Source organism: Xanthomonas hortorum (assembly GCF_040279205.1).
GTDB classification, from domain to species: domain Bacteria; phylum Pseudomonadota; class Gammaproteobacteria; order Xanthomonadales; family Xanthomonadaceae; genus Xanthomonas; species Xanthomonas hortorum_F.
On the sequence record NZ_JBEOLS010000002.1, the window covers coordinates 75,000 to 99,778 of the forward strand.

General features: G+C 65.1%; 23 protein-coding genes, 1 tRNA gene and 1 other RNA gene. 6 read left to right on the plus strand and 19 right to left on the minus strand.

Going from position 1 to position 24,779, the window contains the following annotated elements; genetic code table 11:
* Positions 1–78: 78 nt before the first annotated feature.
* The 5 genes from ABS769_RS01260 to ABS769_RS01280 all read right to left on the minus strand — a co-directional run bounded on the left by ABS769_RS01260 (position 79) and on the right by ABS769_RS01280 (position 4,543).
* Positions 79–1,296, minus strand: a complete 1,218-nt coding sequence (locus ABS769_RS01260; RefSeq protein ID WP_317061033.1) for a CynX/NimT family MFS transporter — start codon at positions 1,294–1,296, stop codon at positions 79–81.
* Positions 1,297–1,419: 123 nt separating this feature from the next.
* Positions 1,420–1,496: transfer RNA gene (locus ABS769_RS01265), tRNA-Pro, on the minus strand.
* Positions 1,497–1,555: 59 nt separating this feature from the next.
* Entirely contained in the window at positions 1,556–1,666 is a 111-nt protein-coding gene (gene cydX / locus ABS769_RS01270; protein WP_317061006.1) for a cytochrome bd-I oxidase subunit CydX, read from the minus strand.
* A gap of 87 nt (positions 1,667–1,753) precedes the next feature.
* Positions 1,754–2,905, minus strand: a complete 1,152-nt coding sequence (gene cydB / locus ABS769_RS01275) for a cytochrome d ubiquinol oxidase subunit II (protein ID WP_317061005.1) — start codon at positions 2,903–2,905, stop codon at positions 1,754–1,756.
* A gap of 15 nt (positions 2,906–2,920) precedes the next feature.
* Positions 2,921–4,543: a cytochrome ubiquinol oxidase subunit I gene (locus tag ABS769_RS01280; protein ID WP_317061004.1), complete on the minus strand. Its 1,623-nt coding sequence runs from the start codon at positions 4,541–4,543 to the stop codon at positions 2,921–2,923.
* A 179-nt stretch (positions 4,544–4,722) separates the two neighbouring features.
* On the opposite strand from ABS769_RS01280, the gene cydD reads away from it, so the two are divergent.
* Together cydD and cydC are read left to right on the plus strand one after the other, a co-directional pair.
* Complete coding sequence (gene cydD / locus ABS769_RS01285) at positions 4,723–6,435, plus strand: thiol reductant ABC exporter subunit CydD (protein ID WP_317061003.1); 1,713 nt, start codon at positions 4,723–4,725, stop codon at positions 6,433–6,435.
* Entirely contained in the window at positions 6,432–8,108 is a 1,677-nt protein-coding gene (gene cydC / locus ABS769_RS01290; RefSeq protein WP_317061002.1) for a thiol reductant ABC exporter subunit CydC, read from the plus strand. The genes cydD and cydC overlap by 4 nt, the downstream gene beginning before the upstream one ends.
* Positions 8,109–8,224: 116 nt before the next feature.
* Here cydC and ABS769_RS01295 read toward each other — a convergent pair whose 3' ends face one another.
* Positions 8,225–8,572, minus strand: a complete 348-nt coding sequence (locus tag ABS769_RS01295; protein WP_317061001.1) for a DUF1294 domain-containing protein — start codon at positions 8,570–8,572, stop codon at positions 8,225–8,227.
* A 68-nt stretch (positions 8,573–8,640) separates the two neighbouring features.
* A complete protein-coding gene (gene metX, locus ABS769_RS01300; protein ID WP_317061000.1) occupies positions 8,641–9,843 on the minus strand; it encodes a homoserine O-acetyltransferase MetX in 1,203 nt (400 codons plus the stop codon).
* Positions 9,844–10,396: 553 nt separating this feature from the next.
* On the opposite strand from metX, the gene ABS769_RS01305 reads away from it, so the two are divergent.
* A non-coding RNA gene (locus tag ABS769_RS01305) (sX9 sRNA) lies at positions 10,397–10,470 on the plus strand.
* A 47-nt stretch (positions 10,471–10,517) separates the two neighbouring features.
* Here ABS769_RS01305 and ABS769_RS01310 read toward each other — a convergent pair.
* The 9 genes from ABS769_RS01310 to ccmA all read right to left on the minus strand — a co-directional run bounded on the left by ABS769_RS01310 (position 10,518) and on the right by ccmA (position 17,521).
* On the minus strand, positions 10,518–11,528 hold the full coding sequence (locus ABS769_RS01310) for a tetratricopeptide repeat protein (protein WP_317060999.1): 1,011 nt from the start codon (positions 11,526–11,528) through the stop codon (positions 10,518–10,520).
* On the minus strand, positions 11,528–11,962 hold the full coding sequence (locus ABS769_RS01315; protein WP_317060998.1) for a cytochrome c-type biogenesis protein: 435 nt from the start codon (positions 11,960–11,962) through the stop codon (positions 11,528–11,530). The genes ABS769_RS01310 and ABS769_RS01315 overlap by 1 nt, the downstream gene beginning before the upstream one ends.
* Positions 11,959–12,561, minus strand: coding sequence for a DsbE family thiol:disulfide interchange protein (locus ABS769_RS01320; protein ID WP_317060997.1), 603 nt, complete (start codon positions 12,559–12,561; stop codon positions 11,959–11,961). Before ABS769_RS01320 ends, ABS769_RS01315 begins: the two co-directional genes overlap by 4 nt.
* The gene (locus tag ABS769_RS01325; RefSeq protein WP_317060996.1) at positions 12,554–14,491 is read right to left on the minus strand and encodes a heme lyase CcmF/NrfE family subunit; all 1,938 of its coding nucleotides are present in this window, start codon (positions 14,489–14,491) and stop codon (positions 12,554–12,556) included. Before ABS769_RS01325 ends, ABS769_RS01320 begins: the two co-directional genes overlap by 8 nt.
* A 174-nt stretch (positions 14,492–14,665) precedes the next feature.
* Complete coding sequence (gene ccmE / locus ABS769_RS01330; protein WP_176339854.1) at positions 14,666–15,136, minus strand: cytochrome c maturation protein CcmE; 471 nt, start codon at positions 15,134–15,136, stop codon at positions 14,666–14,668.
* Entirely contained in the window at positions 15,133–15,306 is a 174-nt protein-coding gene (locus ABS769_RS01335) for a heme exporter protein CcmD (RefSeq protein ID WP_023904167.1), read from the minus strand. Before ABS769_RS01335 ends, ccmE begins: the two co-directional genes overlap by 4 nt.
* Positions 15,303–16,055: a heme ABC transporter permease CcmC gene (gene ccmC, locus ABS769_RS01340; protein ID WP_055826273.1), complete on the minus strand. Its 753-nt coding sequence runs from the start codon at positions 16,053–16,055 to the stop codon at positions 15,303–15,305. Before ccmC ends, ABS769_RS01335 begins: the two co-directional genes overlap by 4 nt.
* Before the next feature lie 129 nt (positions 16,056–16,184).
* Positions 16,185–16,880 (minus strand): heme exporter protein CcmB, encoded by a 696-nt coding sequence (gene ccmB / locus ABS769_RS01345; RefSeq protein ID WP_006452115.1) that lies wholly within the window; start codon positions 16,878–16,880, stop codon positions 16,185–16,187.
* A complete protein-coding gene (ccmA, locus tag ABS769_RS01350; protein ID WP_006452114.1) occupies positions 16,877–17,521 on the minus strand; it encodes a heme ABC exporter ATP-binding protein CcmA in 645 nt (214 codons plus the stop codon). Before ccmA ends, ccmB begins: the two co-directional genes overlap by 4 nt.
* 214 nt (positions 17,522–17,735) lie before the next feature.
* Between ccmA and ABS769_RS01355 the strand changes: the two genes are divergently transcribed.
* Both ABS769_RS01355 and ABS769_RS01360 read left to right on the plus strand, forming a co-directional pair.
* Positions 17,736–18,884, plus strand: coding sequence for a pyridoxal phosphate-dependent aminotransferase (locus tag ABS769_RS01355; protein ID WP_317060995.1), 1,149 nt, complete (start codon positions 17,736–17,738; stop codon positions 18,882–18,884).
* 163 nt (positions 18,885–19,047) lie between these two features.
* Positions 19,048–19,848: an amidohydrolase gene (locus ABS769_RS01360; protein WP_317060994.1), complete on the plus strand. Its 801-nt coding sequence runs from the start codon at positions 19,048–19,050 to the stop codon at positions 19,846–19,848.
* A gap of 120 nt (positions 19,849–19,968) precedes the next feature.
* Here ABS769_RS01360 and ABS769_RS01365 read toward each other — a convergent pair whose 3' ends face one another.
* Positions 19,969–20,739 carry a glutaminyl-peptide cyclotransferase gene (locus tag ABS769_RS01365; RefSeq protein ID WP_317060993.1) on the minus strand — a complete coding sequence of 257 codons (771 nt, stop codon included), beginning with the start codon at positions 20,737–20,739 and terminating at the stop codon, positions 19,969–19,971.
* Positions 20,740–20,904: 165 nt separating this feature from the next.
* On the opposite strand from ABS769_RS01365, the gene ABS769_RS01370 reads away from it, so the two are divergent.
* A complete protein-coding gene (locus ABS769_RS01370) occupies positions 20,905–21,342 on the plus strand; it encodes a hypothetical protein (RefSeq protein WP_317060992.1) in 438 nt (145 codons plus the stop codon).
* A gap of 851 nt (positions 21,343–22,193) precedes the next feature.
* Here ABS769_RS01370 and ABS769_RS01375 read toward each other — a convergent pair.
* Entirely contained in the window at positions 22,194–23,825 is a 1,632-nt protein-coding gene (locus ABS769_RS01375) for a pseudouridine synthase (RefSeq protein WP_317060991.1), read from the minus strand.
* Positions 23,818–24,771, minus strand: coding sequence for an SMC-Scp complex subunit ScpB (gene scpB, locus ABS769_RS01380; protein WP_350498046.1), 954 nt, complete (start codon positions 24,769–24,771; stop codon positions 23,818–23,820). The genes ABS769_RS01375 and scpB overlap by 8 nt, the downstream gene beginning before the upstream one ends.
* Between the last annotated feature and the right edge of the window lie 8 nt (positions 24,772–24,779).

Genomic DNA, 24,779 nt, shown 5'->3' on the forward strand with positions numbered 1-24,779 from the left:
GTTGGCCAATCATGTGAAAAAGGGCGATATTGCCTTGATCTTTCCGCGATTCACGCCGGCATTGATGGTTGAGCGATTTCAGTTTGCCGATCTGACGGCGGCTCGCGCAGGCGGCGCCCATACGTCTTCCAGCAGCTGCGGGCGGCAGGCCACCCAGGCGGCGGCCAGCTGCACCAGCAGGCAGATGACCAGGAACACGAACGGCGACGTCCAGCCGCCGTGGTGCGCGTGCAACCAGCCGAACAGGAACGGCCCCAGGCAGCTCACCGCATAGCCCATGCCTTGCGAGAATCCGGACAACGCTGCTGACCCGGCAGCGGTGCGGCAGCGCTGATTGACCAGCACCAGCGCCAGTGGAAACGTGCTCGGGCCCAAACCCAGCAAGGTCACCCAGAGAATCGGCGCGGCCAGTGGTGCCCACCACAGCCCGGCAAACGCGACCAGATGGCAGGCAGCGCACAGCAGCACGATCGGGAAGGGATTGCGCATGCGCACCGCCAGCGCCGGCATGGTCAACGCGCCGACCATGCCCAGTGCCGCGAACAGCGCCACCATGGTGCCGCCGAATGCGGGCGAGGCGCCGGCTTCGCGCAGCAGTGTCGGTAACCAGGTGAACATCGAGTAGGTGATCAGCGAGGTCATGCCGAAGGTCAGCGCCATGCTCCAGCCCAACGCGGTGCGTGCGACGCGGCCTTCGGCCTCGGTTGTCGGCGTGATCGGTGCCGGCCCGGTGGCGCGCAGGCGGCGATGATTGGCGTACACCAACGCCCAGGCCGCAAACGCCAGCAATGCCGGCAATACCCACACCACCATCGAGCTACGCCAGCCCAGCGCATCGGCCACCGGCACCGCCAGCAGCGCGGGCAACAAGGTGCCGACCTGCAGCACGGTGATGTACAGCGTGCTGACACCGCCCACGCGATCGCCGAAATAGCGCTTCACCAGCGGCGGCAACACCACGTTGCCCATGCCCATGCCGGCCAGCGCAATCAGCGATCCGACCAGCAGGCCGGCGGTGTCCGGCAGCAGCGGTCGCAACACTAATCCGAGCGTGGCCAATGCCATCGACAACAGCGCAGTGCGCAGCAGGCCGAAGCGGCGCAGCAACGCGGGCGTTGCGACGCCGGTGAGTGCGAACGCAGCGGTCGGCAACATGCCGATCGCACCCATGGTGGGCGCGCCGAATGCGTACTCATCTGCGATGCGTTCCAGCAGCGGCGTCAACGAGGTGACCGCCGTACGCAAGTTGAATGCGGACAACAAAATGGCAGCCAGCACCAACCCGCGGCCACGCAACTGGGCAGACGAGCAAGCACCGGCAATGACAACAGACATGACAGACCATCCGCATTGCGCGCATCGCTGCGCCAACGCCTGAAAACACAAAACCGGCACGAGGCCGGTTTTGTGTTTTGAAACTGGTCGGGGAGACAGGATTCGAACCTGCGACCTCTACGTCCCGAACGTAGCGCTCTACCAGACTGAGCTACACCCCGAAGGAGCCGCGTATGTTACATACGGATTGCCGAATCGGCAAGCATCTGCGCGATTTATTTTACTGGCGCGACTGACCACGCTCGGATTCGCGTGCTTCGAACCACATGCCGTTGAGCACGGCAGCCAACGCAGCCAGGCCGGTGCCGAGGATCCATGCGAAATACCACATCGGTGTTCTCCTTAAAATTGTTGAAGTGTGTGAGATGTCGAGCGGGCGCGGCAACGTGCTTGTGCACCGCAGTCGCAGCGGGCGCGGTCAATACGCGTTGGGATTGGCCGACAGTTCATCGGCCGTGACCTTGCCCTTGAGCACGCGGTAGACCCAGCTTGTGTAGGCCAGCACGATCGGCATGAACACCGCGGTCGCCAGCAACATGATCCACAGCGTCAGACGGCTGCTGGAGGCATCCCACAGCGTCAAGCTCATGCGCGGTGCGGTGGAAGAGGGCAGCAGAAACGGAAACAGCGCAAAGCCGACAGTGAGAATGATGCCGACGATGGCGCAGCCCGAGGCGATGAATGCCAGGCCGCCACGCCGCACACGCAGCAGTAGCGCATTCATCGCAAGCCCGACCAGACCGATCAGTGGTGCCATCAAGGTCGCCGGCATGCTGCTGTAGTTGTGCAGCCAGCCACCGGCAGCGGTGAGCGCGGCGGTCTTGGCCAGCGGATTGGTCGGCGCATCGGTGGCCAGGACCGAAGTCACCGCGTAACCAGGCAGACCCAGCGCGACCCATGCACCGGCTGCCGCAAACAGCGCCACCGCACACAGCGCGGCGATGCTGCCGAAACGCGCCGCACGCTCTGCCACCGGCCCGTCGGTCTTGAGCACCAGCATCGCCGCCCCGTGCGCCATCAGCATCGCCACGCTGAGCAAGCCGGCGAGCAGTGCGAATGGCGTCAGCAAGCCGAACAGATTGCCGGTGTAGAAGATGCGCATGCTGTCGTCGAAATGGAACGGCACCCCGAGCAGCACGTTACCGACCGCCACGCCCATGATCAGTGCAGGAATGCAGCCGCCGATAAACAACGCCCAGTCCCAGTTATTGCGCCAGCGCTGATCGGCCAGCTTGCCACGGAACTTGAAACCGACCGGACGCAGGATCAGGGCGAACAGGATCAGGAACATCGCCAGATAGAATCCGGAAAAACTCACTGCATACAGCGGCGGGAATGCAGCGAAGATCGCGCCGCCGCCCAGGATCAGCCACACCTGGTTGCCCTCCCAGACCGGGCCGATGGTGTTGATCACCAGGCGGCGTTCGGCATCGTTACGGGCAACCAGCGGCAGCAGCGTGCTGACCCCCAGATCGAAGCCGCCCATCACCGCGTAACCGGACAGCAAGACGCCCAGCAGCAGCCACCAGATCACGCGCAGTGTGGTGTAGTCGAGCAAGATGAAATCCATGGTTTTTCTCCTGGCTTACGGTGCGCCGCCGGCCAACGCACCGGTGCTCAATGGGGCGCTGGGTGAGGAAGCGTGGGGCGATGCGGTGTTAGGCGAGGTGCCTTGATATGTAGGCGGAAACAGCGCATCCGGGCCCTTGCGAATGGTCTTCAGCGACAGCTTGATCGCGATGACCAGCAGCGTGGTGTACAGCGCGGTGAAGCCGACCAAGGTCAACACGATTTCGTACAGATCCAGGCCAGAGGCGGCGTAGAAGGTCGGCAGCACGCCTTCCACCGCCCACGGCTGGCGGCCGTATTCGGCCACGAACCAACCGCATTCGATCGCAATCCACGGCAGCGGCAAGGTCCACAGCGCCAGCGTCAGGAACCAGCGCTTGTCCTGGAAGTTGTGCTTGCAGGCGAACCAGAACGCGACGGCGAAGAACACGATCAGGTAGATGCCGATGGCGGCCATGATGCGGAAGGTCCAGAACAGCGGCAGCACGCGCGGTACGGTGTCCATGGCGGCCTGGGCGATCTGCTCCGGCGTGGCATTGCCGATATCGTCGCGATAACGCTTGAGCAGCAGGCCGTGGCCCAGATCCTGCCAATGCGCGTCGAACACCTTGCGCGCTTCGACATCGTCCTTGTTGGCGCGCACGCGCTCCAATGCACCGTAGGCGATCTGGCCGCCGCGGATGCGGTGCTCGGCACGCCCGACCAGCTCCAGAATGCCGGGAATCGGCTCATCCAGCGAACGGGTGGCGATCAAGCCCATCAGATACGGGATCTTGATCGCGTAGTCGTTGCGATGGGTCTGCTGATTGGGAATGCCGAACGCGGTGAAGTCGGCCGGCGCGGCTTCTGTTTCCCACATCGCCTCGATCGCGGCCAATTTCATTTTCTGATGTTCGTTGGCGGCATAGCCGCTCTCATCGCCCAGTACCACCACCGACAGCGACGACAACAGGCCGAACGCGGCAGCCACGGCGAACGAGCGTCGCGCCATCTCTACGTGCTTGCCGCGCAGCAGATAGAACGCGCTGATCGACATCACGAACACCGCACCCAGCACGTAGCCCGCGCTGACGGTATGCACGAACTTGGCCTGCGCCACCGGGTTGAACAGCACCGCCATGAAATCGACCACTTCCATGCGCATGGTGTCCGGGTTGAACACCGCGCCGGCCGGGTTCTGCATCCAGCCGTTGGCGATCAAAATCCACAGTGCCGAGAAGTTGCTGCCCAGCGCCACCAGCCAGGTGGTGGCCAGATGCTGCACCTTGCTCAGGCGGTTCCAGCCGAGGAAGAACAGGCCCAGAAAAGTCGCCTCCAGGAAGAACGCCATCAGGCCTTCGATCGCCAGCGGTGCGCCGAAGATGTCGCCCACGTAATGGCTGTAGTACGACCAGTTCATGCCGAACTCGAACTCCATCACGATGCCGGTGCCCACGCCCATGGCGAAGTTGATGCCGAACAGCACGCCCCAGAACATGGTCATGCGCCGCCAGATCTGCTTGCCGGTCATCACATAGACGCTCTCCATGATGCCGAGCAGGAACGACAGGCCCATGGTCAGCGGCGGAAAGATGAAGTGGTACATCGCGGTGACTGCGAACTGCAGCCGCGACAGTTCAACAACTGTCGAGTCGATCATGGCGGGGTGGCCTGGTTGGGTGTCGATGAAGGAATGCAACCGATCATCTGCGCTTGCCGCGACACGCGCGTTGATCCAAATCAATGCCGTGGCGAGCGGGTGCGGCACAATGCGCAGCCCGTAGCGGGGAGTGGCGACTTACAATCGCTTGCAACACGATGTCTTCTTAAGAGAGCGATGTGAGCCAGCCCAGCGTGCGAGCCAGCGAAACGCCAGCCCAGCGCCGTCAACGCGGCCAATGGCTGGATGCGCTCGCCGCACCGGCTGCGCGTGCGAAGCGGCTGGCTGGTGTGGCGGTCGCGGTGTCGGGCGTGCTGCTGCTGGCGCAGGCGGCGGCGATCGCCTGGTTGTTGCAGGCGGTGCTGGTGCAACATCTGCCACTGCTGCACTTACGCGACGTGGGCGTGGGATTGTTGGCTGTGCTGGTCGGACGCGCCTTGCTCAATGCCTGGGCGCAGTCGCTGACCGGCGAGGTGGCCGATGTGGCCAAGCGCGAGCTGCGTGCCCGCATCGCACGCCGGCTGGTGCAGCACGGCCCGGTGTGGTTGCGCCGCCAACGCAGCGGCGAGCTGGGCGAATTGAGCCTGGCCCACACCGATGCGCTGGAAGGCTATTTCGTCGGCTACCAACTCGCGCGTACCGAGATGATGCTGGTGCCGCCGCTGATTTTGATCGCGGTGTTTTCGGTCGACTGGGTGGTGGGCCTGGTGTTGCTGCTGACTGCGCCACTGATCCCGTTCTTCATGATGCTGGTGGGCTGGGGCGCCGAAGCTGCGGGGCGCGAGCAACTCGGCGAGCTGGCGCGGATGGGCGGGCATTTTGCCGATCGCCTCAAAGGCCTGGGCCTGCTGCGTGCGTACGGGCGCGGCGAGGCCGAGTTGAGCGGCATTGCCGCCGCAGCCGAGGGCGTGCGCGAGCGCTCGCTCAAGGTGCTGCGCATCGCGTTTCTGTCGTCCACCGTGTTGGAATTCTTCGCTTCGGTGAGCGTGGCGATCGTGGCGCTGTACTTCGGCCTGAGTTATCTGGGCATGCTCGATCTGCACGGCTTGCCGACGCTGGGCGCGGGCATGTTCTGCCTGCTGCTGGCACCGGAATTCTTTGCGCCGCTGCGGCGGCTGGCCGCGCATTACCACGACCGTGCCAATGCGCTGGCGGCGGTGGCCGAAGCCGAGCGCTTGCTGGAAGGGTTCGCGCCGCCCGCAATCGCGCAAGCAGCCACGGTGCCGCCGCGTGCATTGGAACCGGCGCAGGCAAATACACCCCTGTTGCAGGCGCGTGGACTGGCGCTGCGTCCACCGGGCGCGCCACACGTGGTGGTGGAGAATTTTTCGCTGATCTTGCAGCCCGGGCAGCGCGTGGCGGTGATCGGTGCAAGCGGCAGCGGCAAGAGCACTTTGCTGGAAGGTCTGGCCAGCTGGCTTGCGCCCGAGGCGGGTAGCGTTGCGCTGCGTCCGGGTGCACGTATCGGCTATGCCACGCAGCGGCCGTATCTGTTTCACGGCAGCATCGCCGACAACCTGCGCCTGGCCGATCCACAGGCCAGCGACGCGCGGCTGCACGCGGTTGCCGACGCGGCGCAGGTACTGCGCTTTGCCGCGCAGTTGCCGGCCGGCCTGGACACGGTGATCGGCGAACGCGGCTTCGGGCTCTCCGGTGGCGAGGCGCGGCGCGTGGCCCTGGCGCGGCTGTTGCTGCGTGAGCCGGACCTGTTGCTGCTGGACGAGCCCACTGCGTTTCTCGACCCCGACACCGAAGCGGAATTGCTGCGCACGCTGGGCGTGTTCGCACGCAGCCGTGCGGTGATCCTGGCCACGCACAGCGCGGCGGTGATGCGCTGGGCCGATACCGTGATCGATCTGCGCGGCGTCGCCGTCGCAACGGAGCTGCCATGAACATCACACAGCCCGATCGTCTGCGCGATGTATTCCGCCAGCATGTCTGGCGCCTGCTGCTGTCGGCCTTGTTGGTGCTGGTCACCATGCTGGCAGGCGTCGGTTTGCTCGGTCTGTCCGGCAGTTTCCTGACCGCCGCTGCATTGGCGGGTGTTGCCGGCATGGGCACGGGTTTCAATTTCTTCTCGCCCTCGGCCGGCATTCGCGCGCTGACCTTTGCGCGCATCGTTTCGCGCTATGGCGAAAAATTGATCGGCCACGATGCTACCCTGCGCATCGCCCGCGATCTGCGCGTGTGGTTCTTCCGCCGTGCGTTGCCGCTTGCGCCAGGCCGGTTGTCGGCCACGCGTACCGGCGATCTGCTGGCGCGGCTGATGTCCGATATCGGCGAAGTCGATGGCCTGAGCGTGCGCGCGCTGGCGCCGTTGACCGCATTGCTCGGGATCTGGCTTGCTGGTGCGGGTGCAGCGGCGCTGATCTATCCGCCCGCCGCGCTGTTGCTGATGGTGCTCGGTGTGGTCATTGGTGGCGTGGTGCCGTGGCAGGTGGCACGCGGCGGTGCGCAGCGCGAACAGCTGCGCGCGCAGCAACGCACCGCATTGCGGACGCAGGCCTTCGAAGGGCTGGAAGGCGCAGCCGATCTCGCCGCTGTCGATGCGCAAGGTGCCTGGCTGCATCAGGTCGATGCAGCAGCGGCGGCCGTCGTCGATGGCGACCGCATTCAGCGCCGTCGCTTGATCGGCGGCAATCTGCTGCACGCCGTCTGTGGCGGCATCGGCCTGGCCGGCATGGTGTGGCTTGGGTTGAGTGCGGCAGAGCGCGGATTGATTGCGGCGGAAATGGCGGCCGGCTTAGTGTTTTTGACCATGGCGTTGCTGGAAGTCTGGGCCGGGGCCGGGCTCGCCTTGCAGGCACTGCAGAGCGCACGCGTTGCGGCCAAACGCCTGCAGTCCATCGTCGATCAGGCGCCGTCGGTCGTCGATCCGCCGCACGCAACGGATGCGCCACGCAGCGGCACGCTGCAACTGCATCAGATCGGCTTTGCGTGGCCGGGCAGTGCGCGTCCGGTGCTGCAGGCGCTCGATCTGACGCTGGCGCCTGGCGAGCGTATCGCCATCAGCGGCGACAGCGGCAGCGGCAAGAGCACCTTGTCCGCACTGCTGTTGCGGCTATGGGACCCGCAGGCCGGGCAGGTGACCTACGCCGATATCGACCTGCGCCACGTCGCGCAGGCGCAATGGCATCAACGCATCGCCTGGCTGCCGCAGAATGCCCCGGTCTTTGCCGGCACGGTGCGCGAAAATCTGCTGATTGGCGATGCCAGCGCCAGCGATGCCGCGATGTGGCATGTGCTGGAGCAGGTGCGGCTGCGCGAGTGGGCCACTGCGCAGAACGGCCTGGACACCTGGGTTGGCGAAAATGGTGCCACGCTCTCGGCCGGCCAGGCGCGGCGGCTGGCACTCGCACGCACGCTGCTGCGCGACGCACCGATCCTATTGCTGGACGAACCCACCGACGGCCTGGACGTGGACACCGCACACGCGTTGCTGCTGGATCTCTCCGCTGCACTCGGCGAGCGCAGCCTGGTGATGATCACGCACGACAGCGTGCCGGCCGGTGTGGTGCATCGGCGGTATCGCATGCGTGCGGGTGTGTTGGAAACGTTGGCCTGAAACCTTTCTTCAATGCGCCGGCAGCGAATAGGTGGTGACCCGTGCCCATGTCGTGCGGACGGGTGTTGCAGGTCTTCGCGTTGATTTCTTGCACGCACGCATTGCACGTGTGCGGCTCATTTCAGCAACGCGTGTAATGCAGCCATCAGTGCAGGCTGGCGTAATGTCAGAACCAACACGGCGACGTTCACCATAACGATGATCCAGAACCACGCCTGGAAGGCCGCCTTGCTGGATTTATGTCGGAACAGCCCTTGCGCCAACAATGCCCCCGGCCATCCGCCGAGCAGCGCGATGATGTGCAATCTCGTTTCCGGCGTGCGTTGCTGGCCGCGCTGTGCTGCGCTTTTGTCGCGCCGGTAGGCGATCATCGCCACTACGCTGGCGGCCGCGTACCACAGTGCCAGTAGCGCCGGCAGTCGACCTGCAACCACCATCGCTGCCATGCCGGTCAGAAACAGCACGGCCAGCGTCTTGCGCGGTAGACCACCACGCTGCGGCAGGTCACGCCGCTGTTGCTTGGTTCTGGAAATCAGCAAGCGTCCAGAAAGTTACGCACGGCCGGACCGAAGCGCGCGAAATCGACCAGGAAGGCGTCGTGGCCCTGTGGCGAATCCAGCCCGAGAAACTGGGCATCTGCACCACCGGCGCGCAAGCCTTCGGCGATCTGTTCCTGTTGCTGCACGGGAAACAGGATGTCGGTGTTGGCACCGATCGCCAGCGCACGCGCGATGCGGATCTGCGCCAGGCCGGCCAGCACCGTGGCGTCGGTGGAGACGCCTGTATCGGGCTTGGCGGCGAGGTGTGGGTTGTCGAGCTGCGTGCCATCGACACGCGCGTCAATGACCGGCTTGTCGTCGACATATTCGGCCAGATCGAACCAGTCCATCGAGCGGCTTAGATACAGATAGCAATTAGGATCGAAGAAGCGCACGAAGCGGCGCGCGTGACCTTCCAGATAACTTTCGACCTGGAATTCCAGGCCGAACGGGTCGTCGGCGGCCTGCTCGGAATCCAATCGTACGCGACCAAACCTACCGTCCCATTCCAGCGCGGAGCGGTAGGTGATCACGCCGAGTTTGCGCGCCATACGCATGCCCGATTCGGGATAACGGGTGTCGTCGTAATGGCCGCCGTTCCAGTGCGGATCCAGGCGGATGGCTTCACGCTGCAGCGAGCGGATGGCGATCGAGAACGGCAACGCCTGCGCGCTGCCGGAGATGTTGATGTGGCTGCGCGCAATGCCTTGGTGCCGCAGCAGCAACGCCAACGCGGTCATGCCGCCCATCGAGTTGCCGATCAGGCAGGCAAGTTGTTCGATGCCCAACGCACGCACGACATCGGCTGCGGCATCGGCCACATCTTCGATCGATAACTCCGGGAATGTCAGGCGATACAGCGCACCTGTAGCAGGGTCGATCGAGGCCGGGCCGGTCGAGCCCTTGCAACTGCCCAAGGAATTGACGCACACCACGAACCAGCGCTCGGTATCAATCGGCTTGCCTGGCCCGAGCATCGCTTCCCACCAACCGGGCTCTGGATTGGCTTGATTTGCCGCAGCATGCGCGTTGGGCGACAAGCCGGTGACGATCAACACCGCATTGCTGCAATCGGCGGCCAGCGTGCCCCAGGTTTCGTAGGCGACGTGTGCTTGATGCAGCACGCCGCCGCGCTTCATCGGAAACGGCGAGGGCAGGGCGTGGAAGCGCGTGCCGGGGGGAATGAATTCAGTCATGTCGCAATTCTATCTGCCATGGCGTGCGCCGGGTGCAGGATGGGAATGGGTTTGAGCCCTTGCGCTGCTTGATGTCAGCCTTCAGAGCGCTGATCTGCTTCTTGGCTGCAGGGCCCTTGCCCGCCCACTGTCGCGGGACACGCCGCAAGTACGTCCGTGTAGGCTCTTACGCGGCATCCATGCCGCGTAAGGTCCCGCGACGGTGGGCGGGCAAGCACCAGTCGATATGGTCGGTGTGCATGGTGCAAGCAATGCATGACGTGCTTCTGATGCGCTGGATCTCTGTAGTTGCGGCCCGTACTCGCAAGCCAATACAACCCGCGAGATGACCCGCTTTTTACTTGGCTACCGACCAACTTCCTGGCGCGGTGTCCTTGCCGATTGCGGGACCGTGTGGCGGCATGGATGCCGCCACCGAGCCCCCATGGACGGGTTTACGGCGTGTCCCGCGAGCGGCGAGGGCATCGCGCCCTCGACCAACGCGGCTTGGGACCATCCAGATGACGTTGGTAGCAGCTAACACAACGATGGCGCAGCCGTTACTCGGTGCGGCATGTGATGCGTGACACTCCGATTCCTCGGCGCCGTCCACATCGGCCTTACGACTGCGCGCTACGTTTTGTGGCCGCTCTTCGTCCATTGGCCCAAGCGTCGCAACGAAACGTGGCGAGCAATCAGCGCCCGATCACCAACTCCACTGGCGCGTCGGCAGGCAGTGTCACCATCACTGGCGCGCTTTCCACATCGTCGGCCTGGCGCATTGCGTTGCCGCTGCGCGACAGCCGTGCCAGCACCTGCACTTTGTCCAGCGACGACAGCGTGCGCGTCGGCATCGGGCTGTCGCTATCGTCCAGGGTGATGGTCAACGGCAAGTCGCTGAGCGCGTGTTTTTCCACCGCTACCGGCATCGGGGTATCTGCGGCGCGTGCGATCACGAAGACGCTGGTATCGCCGGGCAATCCGGCGCGTTTGGCGAATTCGGCGTCCAGCGTCACGCGCACCTGGATGCGTTTGCCGCTGGCTGCAGCAGCAGGCGCATCCGGTGCCTGAATCGGCTCAAGCTTTGCTTCCTGGCGCGCGGCATTGATCTGTTTGAGCAAGCCGGGGCGCGTGTTGGCATCGACCACAGCGAGTAACGGCGTCCAGGTCTCGCTGGCCTTGGCCGGCTGACCGGCCTGGCGCTGCACGACACCCAGAAACCAGCGCGCGCGTTGATGGTCCGGTTGCACCACCAGTGCGTGTTCGAGCAAGCGCATGGCCTCCGGGTCAGGGCGCCCGCTGTCGTCGGCGAGCATGCGCGATTGCGCGGCAGCCACCAGCACGTCTGGCTCATCCGGGCGCAAGGCAACCGCGCGTGCAAACGCATCACGCGCTTCGGCGAATTTCTGCTGGCTGGACAGTGAGCGGCCCAGCAATACCCAGCCTTCGGCCTGATCGGGATTGCTTGCCAATGCCGCGCGCAGTTGCACGATGGCTTCGTCCAACGAGCGCGGTGTGGCCGGTCGATTGGCCGGCTGTTGAATCGCGCTCGGCGTGCCGACCAGCCAATACAAGGCCGCGCTCGCCGCCAGCAACAACACCGCGACGCTGGCCGCCAGCCCGCGCGTCTGGCGCCACAGCGGCCGCAGCGCCACACCGAAGGCCAGCAATGCCAGTAACACCACTGCAACGACGAAGCCGACCATCACCACTCCTGCTCATCGGCGGGCAGGGCGGGCGCAGCAACGCTGCGTCTGCGCACCACGAACACAACCGCTCCACCGCCCAGCAACAACACCAGCAGCGGGCCGAACCACAGCAGCCAGGTGCGCGATTCGACACGCGGGCGATACAGCACGAACTCGCCATAGCGCGCGACCAGAAATTGGCGGATCTGCGTATCGCTGCGGCCTTCGCGCATCAACGCCAACACTTCGCGGCGCAGGTCCTGCGCAATTTGCGCGTTGGAGTCGGCCAGCGACTGGTTCTGGCATTGCACGCAACGTAATTCGGCAGTCAATGCGTGGAAGCGTGCTTCTTCTTCGGCAGAGGCATAACGCAGCGGCGCCGGGTCGCCGACCGGCTGGGCCAAGGCCAGCCAGGGCAACAACAGCAGCATGAGCAGCCAGGCGCGCATCATCGGCTGGTGTGCAGGTCCGGTGCGGCGCTAGGCGAGCGCTCGATCTTGCTCAGCGCCGGAATCAGCTGGGTGTCGATGATGGATTGGGTGAGCATGCCGCTGTATTTCCAGCGCACCACGCCGCGCCCGTCGACCAGAAAGGTTTCCGGCGCCGCGGCAATACCGAAGTCGATCGCGGTACGGCCGTCTTTGTCGGCGACCACCAGCAGATACGGGTTGCCCAGTTGTTCGAGCCAGCGCAGCGCATCGGTGCGCTCGTCCTTCCAGTTGTAGCCGATCACGCGCACGCGCTTGGTCAGTGCGAAGCGGCTCAGCACCGGGTGTTCTTCGCGGCATGCCGGGCACCAGCTGCCCCACACGTTGATGATGTACGGCGCGCCGCGCAGCTCGCGTGCGTGCACCACGATGCTGGGATCGTGCAGCAATGGCAGCGCGAACTCCGGCGCAGGCTTGCCGATCAGCGCAGAGGGCAGGGCATTGCGATCGTCCTGACCGGAGCGCACCACCGCGTAGACCAGCAGCGCTGCAAGTGCGAGCAGCAGCACGATGGCACCCACGAGTACGGCAGTGGGTAGGCGGGGCGAACGTGACTCAACCATCTTGGATCTCCGGAGAACGACGAAAACGCCGGTCGGCCGCGGTGACCAGGCCGCCGAGCGCCATCAGCAGCGCTCCCAGCCAGATCCAGCGGACGAACGGTTTGAGGTGGACGCGGACCGCCCAGGCCTGATTGCCCAGGGGTTCGCCAAGGGCGACATACAAATCGCCGAATGGACCGGGACGGATCGCCGCCTCGGTCAAGGTCTGCCCGCCGCTGGCGTAGCGGCGTTTTTCCGCATGCAACAGGCCCACCGGCGCATCGTCCTTGAACACCTGCAGGTTGGCACGATCGGAGACGTAATTGGGCCCGCGCAATTCTTCGACGTGATCGAAGTGCAGCGCGTAGCGGCCGATCTGCATCTGCTCACCGGGTGCCAAGGCGACCTCGCGTTGCAGGCTCAGCGATTCCACCAGCAGCGCACCGGCCAGGAACACCGCCACGCCCAGATGCGCCAGCACCATGCCAAGCATTTCCGCAGTGAATTTCCGGCCCTTGGCCGCGCGTCGCGTCCACAGGAAGCGCAACGTGCCGAGCAGCACCCACACTGCGCCGGCCACACCGATCGCCGCTTTCAGCTGACCCTGCGGGGCAACGAACCATGCCAGCACGCCTGCGGCAACCGCCAGGCCCGCCCAGGGCGCCAACATCGCCAACGGGCGCGAGGCCTGCTCGCGCTGCCAGCGGGTCAGCGGGCCGAACGGCAGCAGCGCCACCAGCGGCGCCATCAATACCAAAAACAGCGTGCCGAAGTAGGGCGGGCCCACCGACAACTTGCCCAGCCCAAGCGCGTCGGCCAGCAGCGGATACAGCGTGCCTAGCAGCACCATCGCGCAGGCGCAGGTGAGCAGCAGGTTGTTCAACAGCAACAAGGTTTCGCGCGAGCTGCCGGCGAACGCGCGGCGCGGATCGTCCACCAACGACAAGCGCGGCGCGCGAATCGCATACAGCACCAGCGAACCACCGACCACCGCCAGCAGGAACACCAGAATAAACAGCCCGCGCGAGGGATCGGCCGCAAACGAATGCACGCTGGTCAGCACGCCCGAGCGCACCAAAAACGTACCCAACAGCGATAGCGAAAATGCAGCGATCGCCAGCAACAAGGTCCAGCTGGCGAAGCTGCCGCGCTTTTCGGTGACCGCCTGCGAATGCAGCAACGCAGTGCCCACCAGCCACGGCATGAAACTGGCGTTTTCCACCGGGTCCCAGAACCACCAACCGCCCCAGCCCAATTCGTAATACGCCCACCAGCTGCCCAGCGCGATGCCGACGGTGAGCATCGCCCAGGCCACGTTGGTCCATGGCCGCGTCCAGCGCAGCCAGCGCGCATCCATGCGGCCTTCCAGCAGCGCGGCGATGGCGAAGGCGAACGGCACCGCAAAGCCGACGTAGCCGCAGTACAACATCGGCGGATGGATGATCAGGCCCGGATCCTGCAACAGCGGATTGAGATCGGCGCCCTCCAGCGGCACCGGAAACAGGCGCGCGAACGGATTGGAGGTAAACAGCAAAAACGCCAGGAATCCGATACTCACCAGCGCCATCACGCCGAGTACGCGCGCGATAACGTGCGCGGGCAACTGCCGCGACCAGATCGCCACCGCGCCGGTCCACAGCGCCAGCACCAGCGTCCACAGCAGCAACGAGCCTTCGTGCGCGCCCCACACCGCCGAGTAGCGATACATCACCGGCAACAAACTGTTGGAATTCTCGGCGACGTAGCGCACCGAAAAGTCCTGCACCAGGAAGGCATGCGTCAACAGCGCGAATGCAGCGGCGATCAGGCCCAGCTGCACCAGGGCTGCCGGCCGCGCGACCGCCATCCAGCTACTGCGTCCGCGCTGCGCGCCGGCCAGCGGCAGCGCGGCCTGCACCAATGCCACCAGCAACGCCAGAATCAGCAGGAAGGTGCCGAGCTCAGGCAGCATCGGGCAGGCGCGTTTTTGAAGATGAAGCAGTGCAGCGATTGCGCGCGCAATGACGAGGCCTCATCGATGCAGCGTCGGCGTAGCGTTGCGCAGCTACAGCGACGTTGTCAGCCAGGCTGCTTTCGCGCCAGCCACCATCTTGCAGCAACGCCACGGTCATACCGACATCTGCCATCAACGCAGCCCTCCAGCCTGGTCCGCCGCCGCCGGCACATCGTGCTTGCGATGCGCACTGCCCATCTTGTCGGCGACTTCCTTCGGCATATAGGTCTCGTCGTGCTTGGCCAGGATATCTTCGGCCACGAACACGCCTTGCTGCATGCGACCGGTGGCCACCACCGCCTGCCCCTCGCGGAACAGGTCCGGCAGGATGCGGTCGTAGCGCACCGGCAACTGGGCATCGCCATCGGTGACACGGAACTGCGCTTCCAGCGAGCCGGACGCGCGTTTGAACGAGCCTTTTTCCACCATGCCGCCGAGCCGGAAACGCGCGTGGTCGCCGGCGTCGCCACGCAGCACTTCCGACGGCGTGTACAGATAGGCCACGTTGCGCTGCAGCGCCATCGCCACCAGCGTGGTCGCCAGCCCGCCGGCCAGCACCAGCGCGATCACCAACCACATCCGGCGGCGCCGTTGCGGATTCACCGGATCAGCTCCGCATCGGTGGGCACCGCCGCGCGCTTGCGCTCGCGCAGGCGCCGCGCCTGCGCAATCTTCAAGGCGCGGCGCACCTGCCAGCGGCCGGCGATCAGGTCCCACAGCAGTACCAGCACGAACACCGCGTAGGCGGCGATGACGTAGGGCAGGTAGCTCATGCCGCGCCCTCCGGGGCATCGCGCACGATCCAGGCCTTGCCGGCCTCGCGACGCAGGTTGTCGGCGCGTGCACGCGTCAGCAGCGAACCGGCGAACCAGAACTTGGTGCCGATCACCATCAGCCACAGCGGCAGCAACATGCTCGCATCGATGGTCGAGGGGCCGAGCAGGCGAATGCTCTGGCCTTGATGCAGCGAGTTCCACCACACCACCGAATAGCGGATCACCGGCAGCAGCGCCACGCCGACGATCGCCAGCAACGCCGCCGCGCGCGCAGCCTGACGTCGATCGTCGATGGCGTGATACAGGCCGATCACGCCCAGATACAGGAACAACAGGATCAATTCGGTGGTCAGGCGCGGGTCCCAATCCCACCATGCGCCCCACATCGGCTTGCCCCAGATGCTGCCGGTCAGCAGGGTGATCACGGTGAACGCAGCGCCGATCGGCGCGCAGGCCATCGCCAGGATTTCGCAGATCTTGATGCGCCAGATCAGCGCAATCGCCGCATACAAAGCCATCAGCCCGAACACGAACAGGCTCATCCACGCGCTGGGCACATGGATGTAGAGAATGCGGAAGCTGTCGCCCTGCTGGTAATCGGCCGGCACTGCGAACAAGGCCTGCCAGATGCCCACGCCCAGCAGCACTGCGGCCAGCGCGTAGCACCACGGCGCCCAGCGCGCAGTAAAACGGTCGAAGATCGGGGGGGAGGCGAGTTGGTGGAACCAGTGGACGACGACGTTCATACGATGGCAGTAGCCCTTGGAATGGCATTAGCTCTCGAAACAGCAGGAGCGCTTGCAACTGAAATAGCGCTTGCAACTGCAATGGCGCTCGGCGCTGTGCGCCTCATCACCATCGCATCGATCACACACTCAGCTCAGCGAAATGCGGATCGCGGCAGCCGCAGCCAGCGGCGCCAGCACCACACCGATCACCAAGCCGGCGCCCAACAACAACAACGCACCCACCGCATCCTGTCCTTGTCCACTTGCCGCAACACTGCCGGCACCGAACACCAGCACCGGCACATACAACGGCAACGCCAGCAACGCCACGAGAATACCAGAGCGTTTCATCGTCACCGTCAGCGCTGCAACCACGGCGCCGAGCAGACTTAAAAGCGGTGTTCCCAGCGCCAACGATGCCAGCAACACAGGGAGTTGGTCATGTGGCAGGTGCAGCAATTCGCCCAGCAGCGGCGTCACCGCAATCAGCGGCAACGCACTGGTCGCCCAGTGCAGCAGCACGCGCACCGCGATCAGCCAAGCCAGCGGCACCGGCGCCAGCAGCCATTGCTCCATCGAGCCGTCTTCCACATCGCTGCGGAACAACGCATCCAGCGACAGCAAGCCGGCCAGCAGTACCGACAACCACAGCACCGCTGGCGCGGCCTGCGCCAGCAGGTCCGGGCGTCCGCCCAGGCCCAGCGCGAACAACACCACGATCAGCAGCGCGAACAGGGCCGGCTGCAGCGCGTCGCTGCGGCGCCGCCACAGCAATTGCAGATCGCGGCTGAGCAAGGCGCGCGCGGCCTGCCACAGCGAGGGTTGTGGCGAATGCAGGCTCATGCCGCCGCCTCCAGCGTGAGCATGCGCGTGCGCACCGGCGGCGCCGCATAGGCGCCGTGGGTGGTGACCAGCGCCGCGCCACCGCCGCGCAGATGCGCGGAGATCATCCGGTTGACCAGGGTGATGCCGTCCAGATCCAGGTTGGCGTAGGGCTCGTCCAGCAGCCACAGCGGGGCCGGCGACAGCCACAACCGCGCCAATGCCAGGCGCTTGCGTTGGCCGGCCGACAATTGACGCACCAGCGCATCTTCGTATCCGGCCAGGCCAACGATGGCCAGCGCACTGCCGGGCATCTGCTTGGCGCGGCGGCCATGCAAACCGCACAGAAAGTGCAGGTTCTCCAGCGTGCTGAGGTCAGCCTTCAGGCCCGGCAGGTGACCGAGATAGGCCATGAAGCGGCTGCGGTCGCCGCGCCGCGCGGTCTTGCCGTCGATCAGGATCTGCCCGCGCTCCACATGCAGCAAGCCGGCCAGCACCCGCAACAGCGTGGTCTTGCCGGCGCCATTGTCGCCCTGCACCAGCAAGGCCTCACCGGCATCGACATGGAAATCCAGCGGGCCGAACACCGGCTCCTCGTTGCGGCTGAAGGCCAGGGCGCGCGCGGCCAGCAGCGGTGGCGCAGTGTGCAGCGGTTCGATCATCGGCGCAGCGGGCTCCCGTCGCGGGACGGCATGGGGAAGGGCCTGGGCATGGCACGCTCCAGACTGGGCGCGCATTGTAGCGACGATGGCCCGGTGTCGGGGGTGCACCGGGCGGCCTGATGTGTCCGGGAACGCTGTTTGCACCGGCTGGGAGCAACCGCCTGGCGGCTTTGCGTACACTCGCGGTCCCCCGTTTCTTGTCTGGACCGGCACGATGCCCCTCACGACCAAGCTGCCCAAGGTAGGCACCACCATCTTCACCGTCATGTCGCAGCTGGCGGCCGAGCACGGCGCGGTGAATCTGGGCCAGGGTTTTCCCGATTTCGCGGTGCCGTCGCGGCTGGTCGATGAACTGACCAAGGCCATGGCGGCCGGCCACAACCAGTACCCGCCGATGACCGGTGTGGCGGCGTTGCGCCAGGCCATCGCCGGCAAGGCGCAGCGTTGCTACGGCGCGCAGGTCGATGCCGACAGCGAGATCACCGTCACCAGCGGCGCCACCGAGGCGATCTTCAACGCCATCCACGCGGTGGTGCGCGCAGGCGAGGAGGTCATCGTGCTGGACCCGGCCTACGACTGCTACGAGCCGGCGATCGATCTGGCCGGCGCGCGCGCGGTGCACGTGGCGCTGCACCCGCAGACCTTCGCGGTCGATTGGGATGCCTTGCGCGCGGCGATCACGCCGAAGACGCGCTTGCTGATGATCAACTCGCCGCACAACCCATCCGGCGCGATGCTGTCTGCCGCCGACATGCAGACGCTGACCGAACTGCTGCGCGGCACCGAGATCTTCCTGCTCTCGGACGAGGTCTACGAACACATCGTGTTCGACGGCCGCCGTCACGAGTCGGTGTTGCGCTGGCCGGAGTTGCGCGAGCGCGCATTCGTGATTTCCAGCTTCGGCAAGACCTATCACTGCACCGGCTGGAAGATCGGCTACGCCATCGCACCGCCCACACTGAGCGCCGAATTCCGCAAGGTGCACCAGTACAACACCTTCACCAGCTTCGGCCCGGCCCAGCACGCGTTTGCCGCAATGATCCGCGACGAACCCGAACACGACGAGCAACTGGGCGCGTTCTACCAAGCCAAGCGCGACCGTTTCCGCGAGCAGCTGCTGACCACACGTCTGAAACCATTGCCGGTGCCCGGCGGCTATTTCCAGCTGGTGGATTATTCGGCGATCAGCGATTTGCCCGACACCGAGTTCGTGAAGTGGCTGACGGTGGAGAAGGGCGTGGCAGCGATTCCGCTCTCGCCGTTCTATGAAACCGCGCCCGCTGGCCAGCGTCTGGCACGGCTGTGCTTTGCCAAGAACGATGCGACATTGGATGCGGCGATCGAGCGTTTGCAGAAGCTCTGAGGGGCTGGGATTCGGGATTCGGGATTTGGGATTCGCAACGGCGGTTGCTCGTTTGTTGATGTGAATCCGCAGAAAGCCCGAAGACATAAAACCGCCCGAGCCCCCGCTGTTCGAATCCCCAATCCCGAATCCCTATTCCCGAATCCCTATTCCCGAGCCTCTTATGCACGACCTCCGCATCTCGCTTGTCCAGGGCGACACCCGCTGGCATGACCCGGCCGGTAATCGCGATTACTACGGCGCGTTGCTGGAGCCGTTGGTCGGGCAGACTGATCTGGTGATCCTGCCGGAGACCTTTACCAGTGGGTTCTCCAACGATGCCATCTTCAAGGCGGAAGGCATGGACGGCCCCACGGTGGCGTGGATCCGTGCACAGGCAGCAACGCTGGGGGCGGCCATCACCGGCAGCGTGCAGGTACGCACCGAGCAGGGCGTGTTCAACCGCCTGCTATGGGCTACCCCGAATGGCACGCTGCAGTACTACGACAAACGCCATCTGTTCCGCTTCGGCAACGAGCATCTGCGCTATGCCGCCGGGCGCGATCGCCTGACGGTGGAATGGAAGGGCTGGCGGATCAATCCACAGGTCTGCTACGACCTGCGTTTTCCGGTGTTCTGTCGCAATCGCTACGATGTCGAGCGGCCGGGCCAGATGGATTTCGATCTGCAATTGTTCGTGGCCAACTGGCCGTCTGCGCGCGCCTATGCGTGGAAGACGCTGCTGCGCGCGCGTGCGATCGAGAACCTGTGCTTTGTGGCGGCGGTCAACCGCGTCGGCGTCGACGGCAACCAGCTGCACTACGCCGGCGATAGCGCGGTGATCGATTTCCTGGGCCAGCCGCAAGTGGAAATCCGCGAGCGGCCGCAAGTGGTCACCACCACCATCAGTGCGTCGGCGCTGGCCGAGCATCGCGCGCGCTTCCCTGCGATGCTGGATGCCGATACGTTTTCGTTGACGGAGTAGGCGGTTGGGATTAGGAATTAGGGATTAGGGATTAGGGATTCGCAACTGCGGGCATGCTGCTGCCTGCGCCAATCCCGAATCCCGAATCCCGAATATCCAATCCCCAATCCCCAATCCCGGCTACTCAGCCAGCCGAATTTCGTAAAGCTTCGGCCAATGCTTGCCGGTCACGAACAGGCGATCGTGCTTGGCGTCATAGGCGATGCCGTTGAGCACATCGTTGCCCGGATCCGTCAGTGTCTGGTCATCCGGCACCAGTGCCTTCAGATCGATCCAGCCGACCACCTTGCCGCTGGCCGGGTCGATGCGTGCGATGCGCGTGGTCAGCCAGACGTTTGCCAACAACTCGCCTTTCACCCATTCCAGCTCGTTGAGGTTGTCCAGTGGCCTGCCGCTGGCGGTGACCTTGATACTGCCGACCTGTTGCAGCGTCTCCGGATCGAGGCGGCGGATGGTGGCGCTGCCATCGCTCATGTACAGGCTGCTGGCATCGCTGGTCAGCGCCCAGCCCTCGCCGGAATACGCAAAACGCGTGCGCGGCGTCAGGGTGGCCAGGTCGTAGACAAAGCCCTGCTGATTGCGCCAGGTCAGTTGAATCAGCGTGTCGCGCCAGGCCACGATGCCTTCGCCGAAGTAGGGCGGCGGTGTCGTGGCTTGCTGCAGCACACGGCCGGTGTCCAGCTCGACCTTGCGTACGCTGGAACGGCCAAGTTCCCCGGTGCTTTCGTACAGATACCCGTCCAGATAGAACAGGCCCTCGGTGAACGCGGCGGTGTCGTGCGGATAGGTCTTCACCACGGTGTAGCGCTGGGTCGGAATGGCCTCACGGGCAATGGCCACAGATGGCAACAGCAGGGCGGTCAACAGGGTGACGTGAGCGGTGCGTAACATGCCGCGATCATCCCATGCGCAAGGCGCTTCCTGCATCACCAGGCACGCCTGGCGGCAGCGGCAATCATTCGCTGAACGGTCGCCTGTGCGATGCCCGGAAGTTGTCGCGACTGCCACGCCGGCGCTGCTAGGCTCGGCGCCACGTTCATCAACCGGAATGCCCACATGATCAAGTCGCTTTCTCTTTTCGCGCTGCTGGGCGCTGCCGCACTCGCACCGCAGGCCCAGGCTGCAGGCAACATCGACTGCAAACTGTCGTTCAATCTGGAAGGCTGGTCGGTGTTCTACAAGACCGCCAGCGGCACCGGCACCATCACCTGCGACAACGGTGCAGTGATTCCGGTCAAGATCTCCAGCAAGGGCGGTGGTCTGACGGTCGGCAAGTCCAAGATCACCGGCGGCCGCGGCACCTTCAGCGGCGCCTACAGCCTCAATGATCTGCTCGGCACCTACGCGGCGGCCGAAGCGCACGCCGGCATCGTCAAATCCAGCACCGCACAGGTCGTCACCAAGGGCGACATTTCGCTGGCCCTGGCCGGAACGGGCGAGGGCGTGGATCTGGGCGTCAATGTAGGCAACTTCGTGATCGAGCGTCTCAAGTAAGACGCAGCAGATCGCGCTGAAGACGGCACTGCACTCCACAAGCGCAGTCTGTACGCGAGAGGCTTTGTTACCAAGAGTGGTTAACAAAGCCTCTGGAACGTGTAGCGATGGCGACAACGTATTGGCCACACTCGCCTTGATTGACGAGTGGAATGATGTCGGGCTGGAAGCGACATTGCTCGGATCGAATGGACTTGATCAAACCGGCAACTAGTTCGGATGCCCGCGCGGCATGCACTGCTCGCACATGCACACCGACATTCTCGACTGGTCCTTGCCCGCCCACCGGCGCGGGACCTTATGCGGCATGGATGCCGCATAAGAGCTTACATGGAAGTACTTGCAGCGTGTCCCGCGACGGTGGGCGGGCAAGGACCCTGCAGCCAAGCCGCAGATAAGCCGCTCTGCAAGTGATCTATCCGCACTTTCCACTCCAAGACAAGAGAAGACAATCGAAATGTCGAGTATTAGCCGCATTTAGATGGAGTCAAAAAGCTTGGTTAGTCGAGGGCGCGATGCCCTCACCGCTTGCAGGACACGCCGCAAGTACGTCCATGTAGGCTCGGTGGCGGCATCCATGCCGCCACACGGTCCCGCAAGCGGTGAGGACATCGCACCTGGCAATATGATCGTGTGCTGATGGAAAACCCAAATTGGGCGCGCCCGCCTTAGCGGTAGGCGCAGTCATTTTGTTGGCCGCTCTAAAGCTGGTGTGCCGGTTCGCTGGTGCGAGCCACAGTTAATGTCTTCGCGCTTACTTCGATGTATCGCGTGATTCAAGCGGACATGATCCAAGCGAAAACGAAAAACGGCCCTTCGCAGGGCCGTTTTTTTATTGCGCGTCTTGTAGCTTAGCGACCGCGATTGCCGCCACCTGGTGGCCGACGGTTACCGCCACCCGGGGGACGACCACCCGGACCACCTGGGCCACGTGGAGCGCCGCCCGGGCCACCGGGACCACGATTACCGCCCGGTCCACGGTTGCCGCCGGGGCCGCCTGCACGTGCGCCGGTCGGGCGACCAGCTGCCGGACGTGCCGCGCCATACGGGCTGAAGCCCGGGTTGGCGTGGTCGGACGGGAAGCTCGGTGCGTTGCCCGGGTGACCGTACGGATGCTTGCGCTGACCCTGGCCTTGACCCTGCGACTGGCCTTGTCCACCGCCGCCAGCACCGCCACGGCCTTGACCCTGGCCCTGACCGCCTGCACCTGGACGCGCGCCGCCCGGACCCTTCTTCGCATACGGACGTGCCTGGCCGGTGCCGGGACCGCTGGGGCCGGCGTTGCGGTGGCCGCTCGGGCCGGTGCTCACGCCATCGGGCACATACCAGCTGCGGAACGCGGCCGGATTGCCGTCCGGCAACGCGCGATCGCCCTTGCCCGGCGCGCGCGGCTTGAACGGGCGCTGCTGCGACTGCCGCGCGGCCGCTTCGCCGCTGACCGTCAGGCCACCCTTGAAACCGCCGGGCTTGCCGCGACCACGGCCGCCACGATCGTCGCGCGGGTTATCGAAGCGACGCAGCTCGCGGCCTTCGTCTGCGCCGGAAGTCTGGCCGTTGACGTAGGCGTTGCTGCGACCATCGCGCGAGACGTGCACGGTGGACTTGGCCGCACGGCGCTGGCCGATCACCGGCTGCAGCGTCAGTGCCGACGGTGCGCCTTCTTCCAGCTTGAGTTCGGCGCGCAGGGCGTCGACCTTTTCCTGCGCCACTTCGACCGACTGCCCACGCAGCAACTCGCGCGGCAGCGAGATCTTGCCGTAGCGGCTGCGCTTGAGGCGGCTGACCTGGCAGCCTTGCGACTCCCACAGGCGGCGCACTTCACGATTGCGGCCTTCCTTGACCACCACGCGGAACCAGTCGTGCGAGTCGGTGCCGCCGATGCGTTCGATTTCGTCGAACTTGGCGCCGCCGTCTTCCAGCAGCACACCGCGCGACAGGCGCTCGATGATGGCGTCGGAGACCTTGTCCTCGCCTTCCGGCGCGCGCACGCGCACCACGTATTCGCGTTCGACCTCGTAAGAGGGATGCATCATCGCGTTGGCCAACTCACCGTCGGTGGTCAGCAGCAGCAGGCCGGTGGTGTTGATATCCAGGCGGCCGATCGCGATCCAGCGCGAGCCCTTCAATGCCGGCAGCGACTCGAACACGGTCGGGCGGCCTTCGGGATCTTCGCGCGTGGTCACTTCGCCTTCGGGCTTGTTGTAGATCAGCACGCGCGAAGGTTCGGTCAGCGCGCTGGCGACGAAACTGCGGCCGTCCAGCTCGATCTTGTCGCCGCTGCGCACCGACATGCCGGTCTGCGCGACGGCGCCATTGACCTTGATCAGGCCATCGGCAATGCGCTGTTCCAGCGCGCGGCGCGACCCCAGGCCGGCCTGGGCCAGCACCTTGTGCAGGCGCTCTTCCAGCTTGGGCGCTTCGGGCGCGCTGTCGCGCTTGAGGGAGAGTTTGTTCAACGACAGCTTGCGGGGGGTGTCACTCATGTGTCTGGCTCCGGCCGACGCGTTGCGGGTCGGCCTCTGGGTCGGAATCGGCTTCGTCAACAGCCACGGTCGTCGTCGCGACGGCGTTGTCTTCGTCTTCGTTCACTGCATCCGCGCGCGTGCCCGGCGCGGTGTCGGGGGCGCCCTCACGGGCGTCGTCTGGGTCCAACGTGTTCTGTTCCTGCGCCGAGGCATGCTCGGAGTGTTGCGGTGTTGCGTCGATCGGGTCGGCGGCGTTGTCTGCATCGCCGGAGTCGTGTGTTTCTTCATCCAATTGGGCATCGGTGCTATCGCCCTCTGAGTCCGCGTCCGCCGCATCGGCATCCGTCTCACCCAGCGCTGCATCCATCGCCACCGATGCCGGCACTGCGCCATCCAGCTGACCATCGCGGTCCAGCGGCAACTGCGGTTCCAGCTCGGCGATGTCCTTCAACTCAGACAATGGCGGCAGCTCGTCCAATCGCTTTAGCCCGAAGTAGTCCAGAAACCCCTTGGTGGTGCCGAACAGGGCCGGCTTGCCGGGCACGTCGCGGTGGCCTACCACGCGGATCCATTCGCGTTCTTCCAGGGCCTGGATGATGTTGCTGCTGACCGCCACGCCGCGCACCTGCTCGATCTCGCCGCGGGTGATCGGTTGCCGGTAGGCGATCAGCGCCAGGGTTTCCAGCGTGGCGCGGGTGTACTTGGTGCGGCGCTCGGTCCACAGCCGGGCAACCCAGCCATGCACGTCGGCCTTGACCTGGAAGCGGAAGCCCGAGGCCACCTCGACCAGTTCCACGCCGCGGTCGGCGCAGCCCTCGCGCAACCGTTCCAGCGCGCGCTCGACGCTGCCAGGCGGCGCCGGTTCTTCTTCCGGAAACAGCCCCTGCAGCTGCGCCAGCGTCAGCGGCTGGCTGCTCGCCAACAGGGCGGCTTCGATAATGCGGGTGATCAACGCTTGATCCATTCGGTGAT

What these genes read in the sequence shown, in the direction of transcription:
- cydX (WP_317061006.1), bottom strand. Translation starts at nt 1,666, where the DNA reads ATGTGGTATTTCGCATGGATCCTCGGCACCGGCCTGGCTGCGTTGGCT.
- cydB (WP_317061005.1), bottom strand. Translation starts at nt 2,905, where the DNA reads ATGGATTTCATCTTGCTCGACTACACCACACTGCGCGTGATCTGGTGG.
- ABS769_RS01280 (WP_317061004.1), bottom strand. Translation starts at nt 4,543, where the DNA reads ATGATCGACTCGACAGTTGTTGAACTGTCGCGGCTGCAGTTCGCAGTC.
- cydC (WP_317061002.1), top strand. Translation starts at nt 6,432, where the DNA reads ATGAACATCACACAGCCCGATCGTCTGCGCGATGTATTCCGCCAGCAT.
- metX (WP_317061000.1), bottom strand. Translation starts at nt 9,843, where the DNA reads ATGACTGAATTCATTCCCCCCGGCACGCGCTTCCACGCCCTGCCCTCG.
- ABS769_RS01310 (WP_317060999.1), bottom strand. Translation starts at nt 11,528, where the DNA reads ATGGTCGGCTTCGTCGTTGCAGTGGTGTTACTGGCATTGCTGGCCTTC.
- ABS769_RS01315 (WP_317060998.1), bottom strand. Translation starts at nt 11,962, where the DNA reads ATGATGCGCGCCTGGCTGCTCATGCTGCTGTTGTTGCCCTGGCTGGCC.
- ABS769_RS01320 (WP_317060997.1), bottom strand. Translation starts at nt 12,561, where the DNA reads ATGGTTGAGTCACGTTCGCCCCGCCTACCCACTGCCGTACTCGTGGGT.
- ABS769_RS01325 (WP_317060996.1), bottom strand. Translation starts at nt 14,491, where the DNA reads ATGCTGCCTGAGCTCGGCACCTTCCTGCTGATTCTGGCGTTGCTGGTG.
- ABS769_RS01335 (WP_023904167.1), bottom strand. Translation starts at nt 15,306, where the DNA reads ATGAGCTACCTGCCCTACGTCATCGCCGCCTACGCGGTGTTCGTGCTG.
- ccmC (WP_055826273.1), bottom strand. Translation starts at nt 16,055, where the DNA reads ATGAACGTCGTCGTCCACTGGTTCCACCAACTCGCCTCCCCCCCGATC.
- ccmB (WP_006452115.1), bottom strand. Translation starts at nt 16,880, where the DNA reads ATGAGCCTGCATTCGCCACAACCCTCGCTGTGGCAGGCCGCGCGCGCC.
- ccmA (WP_006452114.1), bottom strand. Translation starts at nt 17,521, where the DNA reads ATGATCGAACCGCTGCACACTGCGCCACCGCTGCTGGCCGCGCGCGCC.
- ABS769_RS01355 (WP_317060995.1), top strand. Translation starts at nt 17,736, where the DNA reads ATGCCCCTCACGACCAAGCTGCCCAAGGTAGGCACCACCATCTTCACC.
- ABS769_RS01360 (WP_317060994.1), top strand. Translation starts at nt 19,048, where the DNA reads ATGCACGACCTCCGCATCTCGCTTGTCCAGGGCGACACCCGCTGGCAT.
- ABS769_RS01365 (WP_317060993.1), bottom strand. Translation starts at nt 20,739, where the DNA reads ATGTTACGCACCGCTCACGTCACCCTGTTGACCGCCCTGCTGTTGCCA.
- ABS769_RS01370 (WP_317060992.1), top strand. Translation starts at nt 20,905, where the DNA reads ATGATCAAGTCGCTTTCTCTTTTCGCGCTGCTGGGCGCTGCCGCACTC.
- ABS769_RS01375 (WP_317060991.1), bottom strand. Translation starts at nt 23,825, where the DNA reads ATGAGTGACACCCCCCGCAAGCTGTCGTTGAACAAACTCTCCCTCAAG.
- scpB (WP_350498046.1), bottom strand. Translation starts at nt 24,771, where the DNA reads ATGGATCAAGCGTTGATCACCCGCATTATCGAAGCCGCCCTGTTGGCG.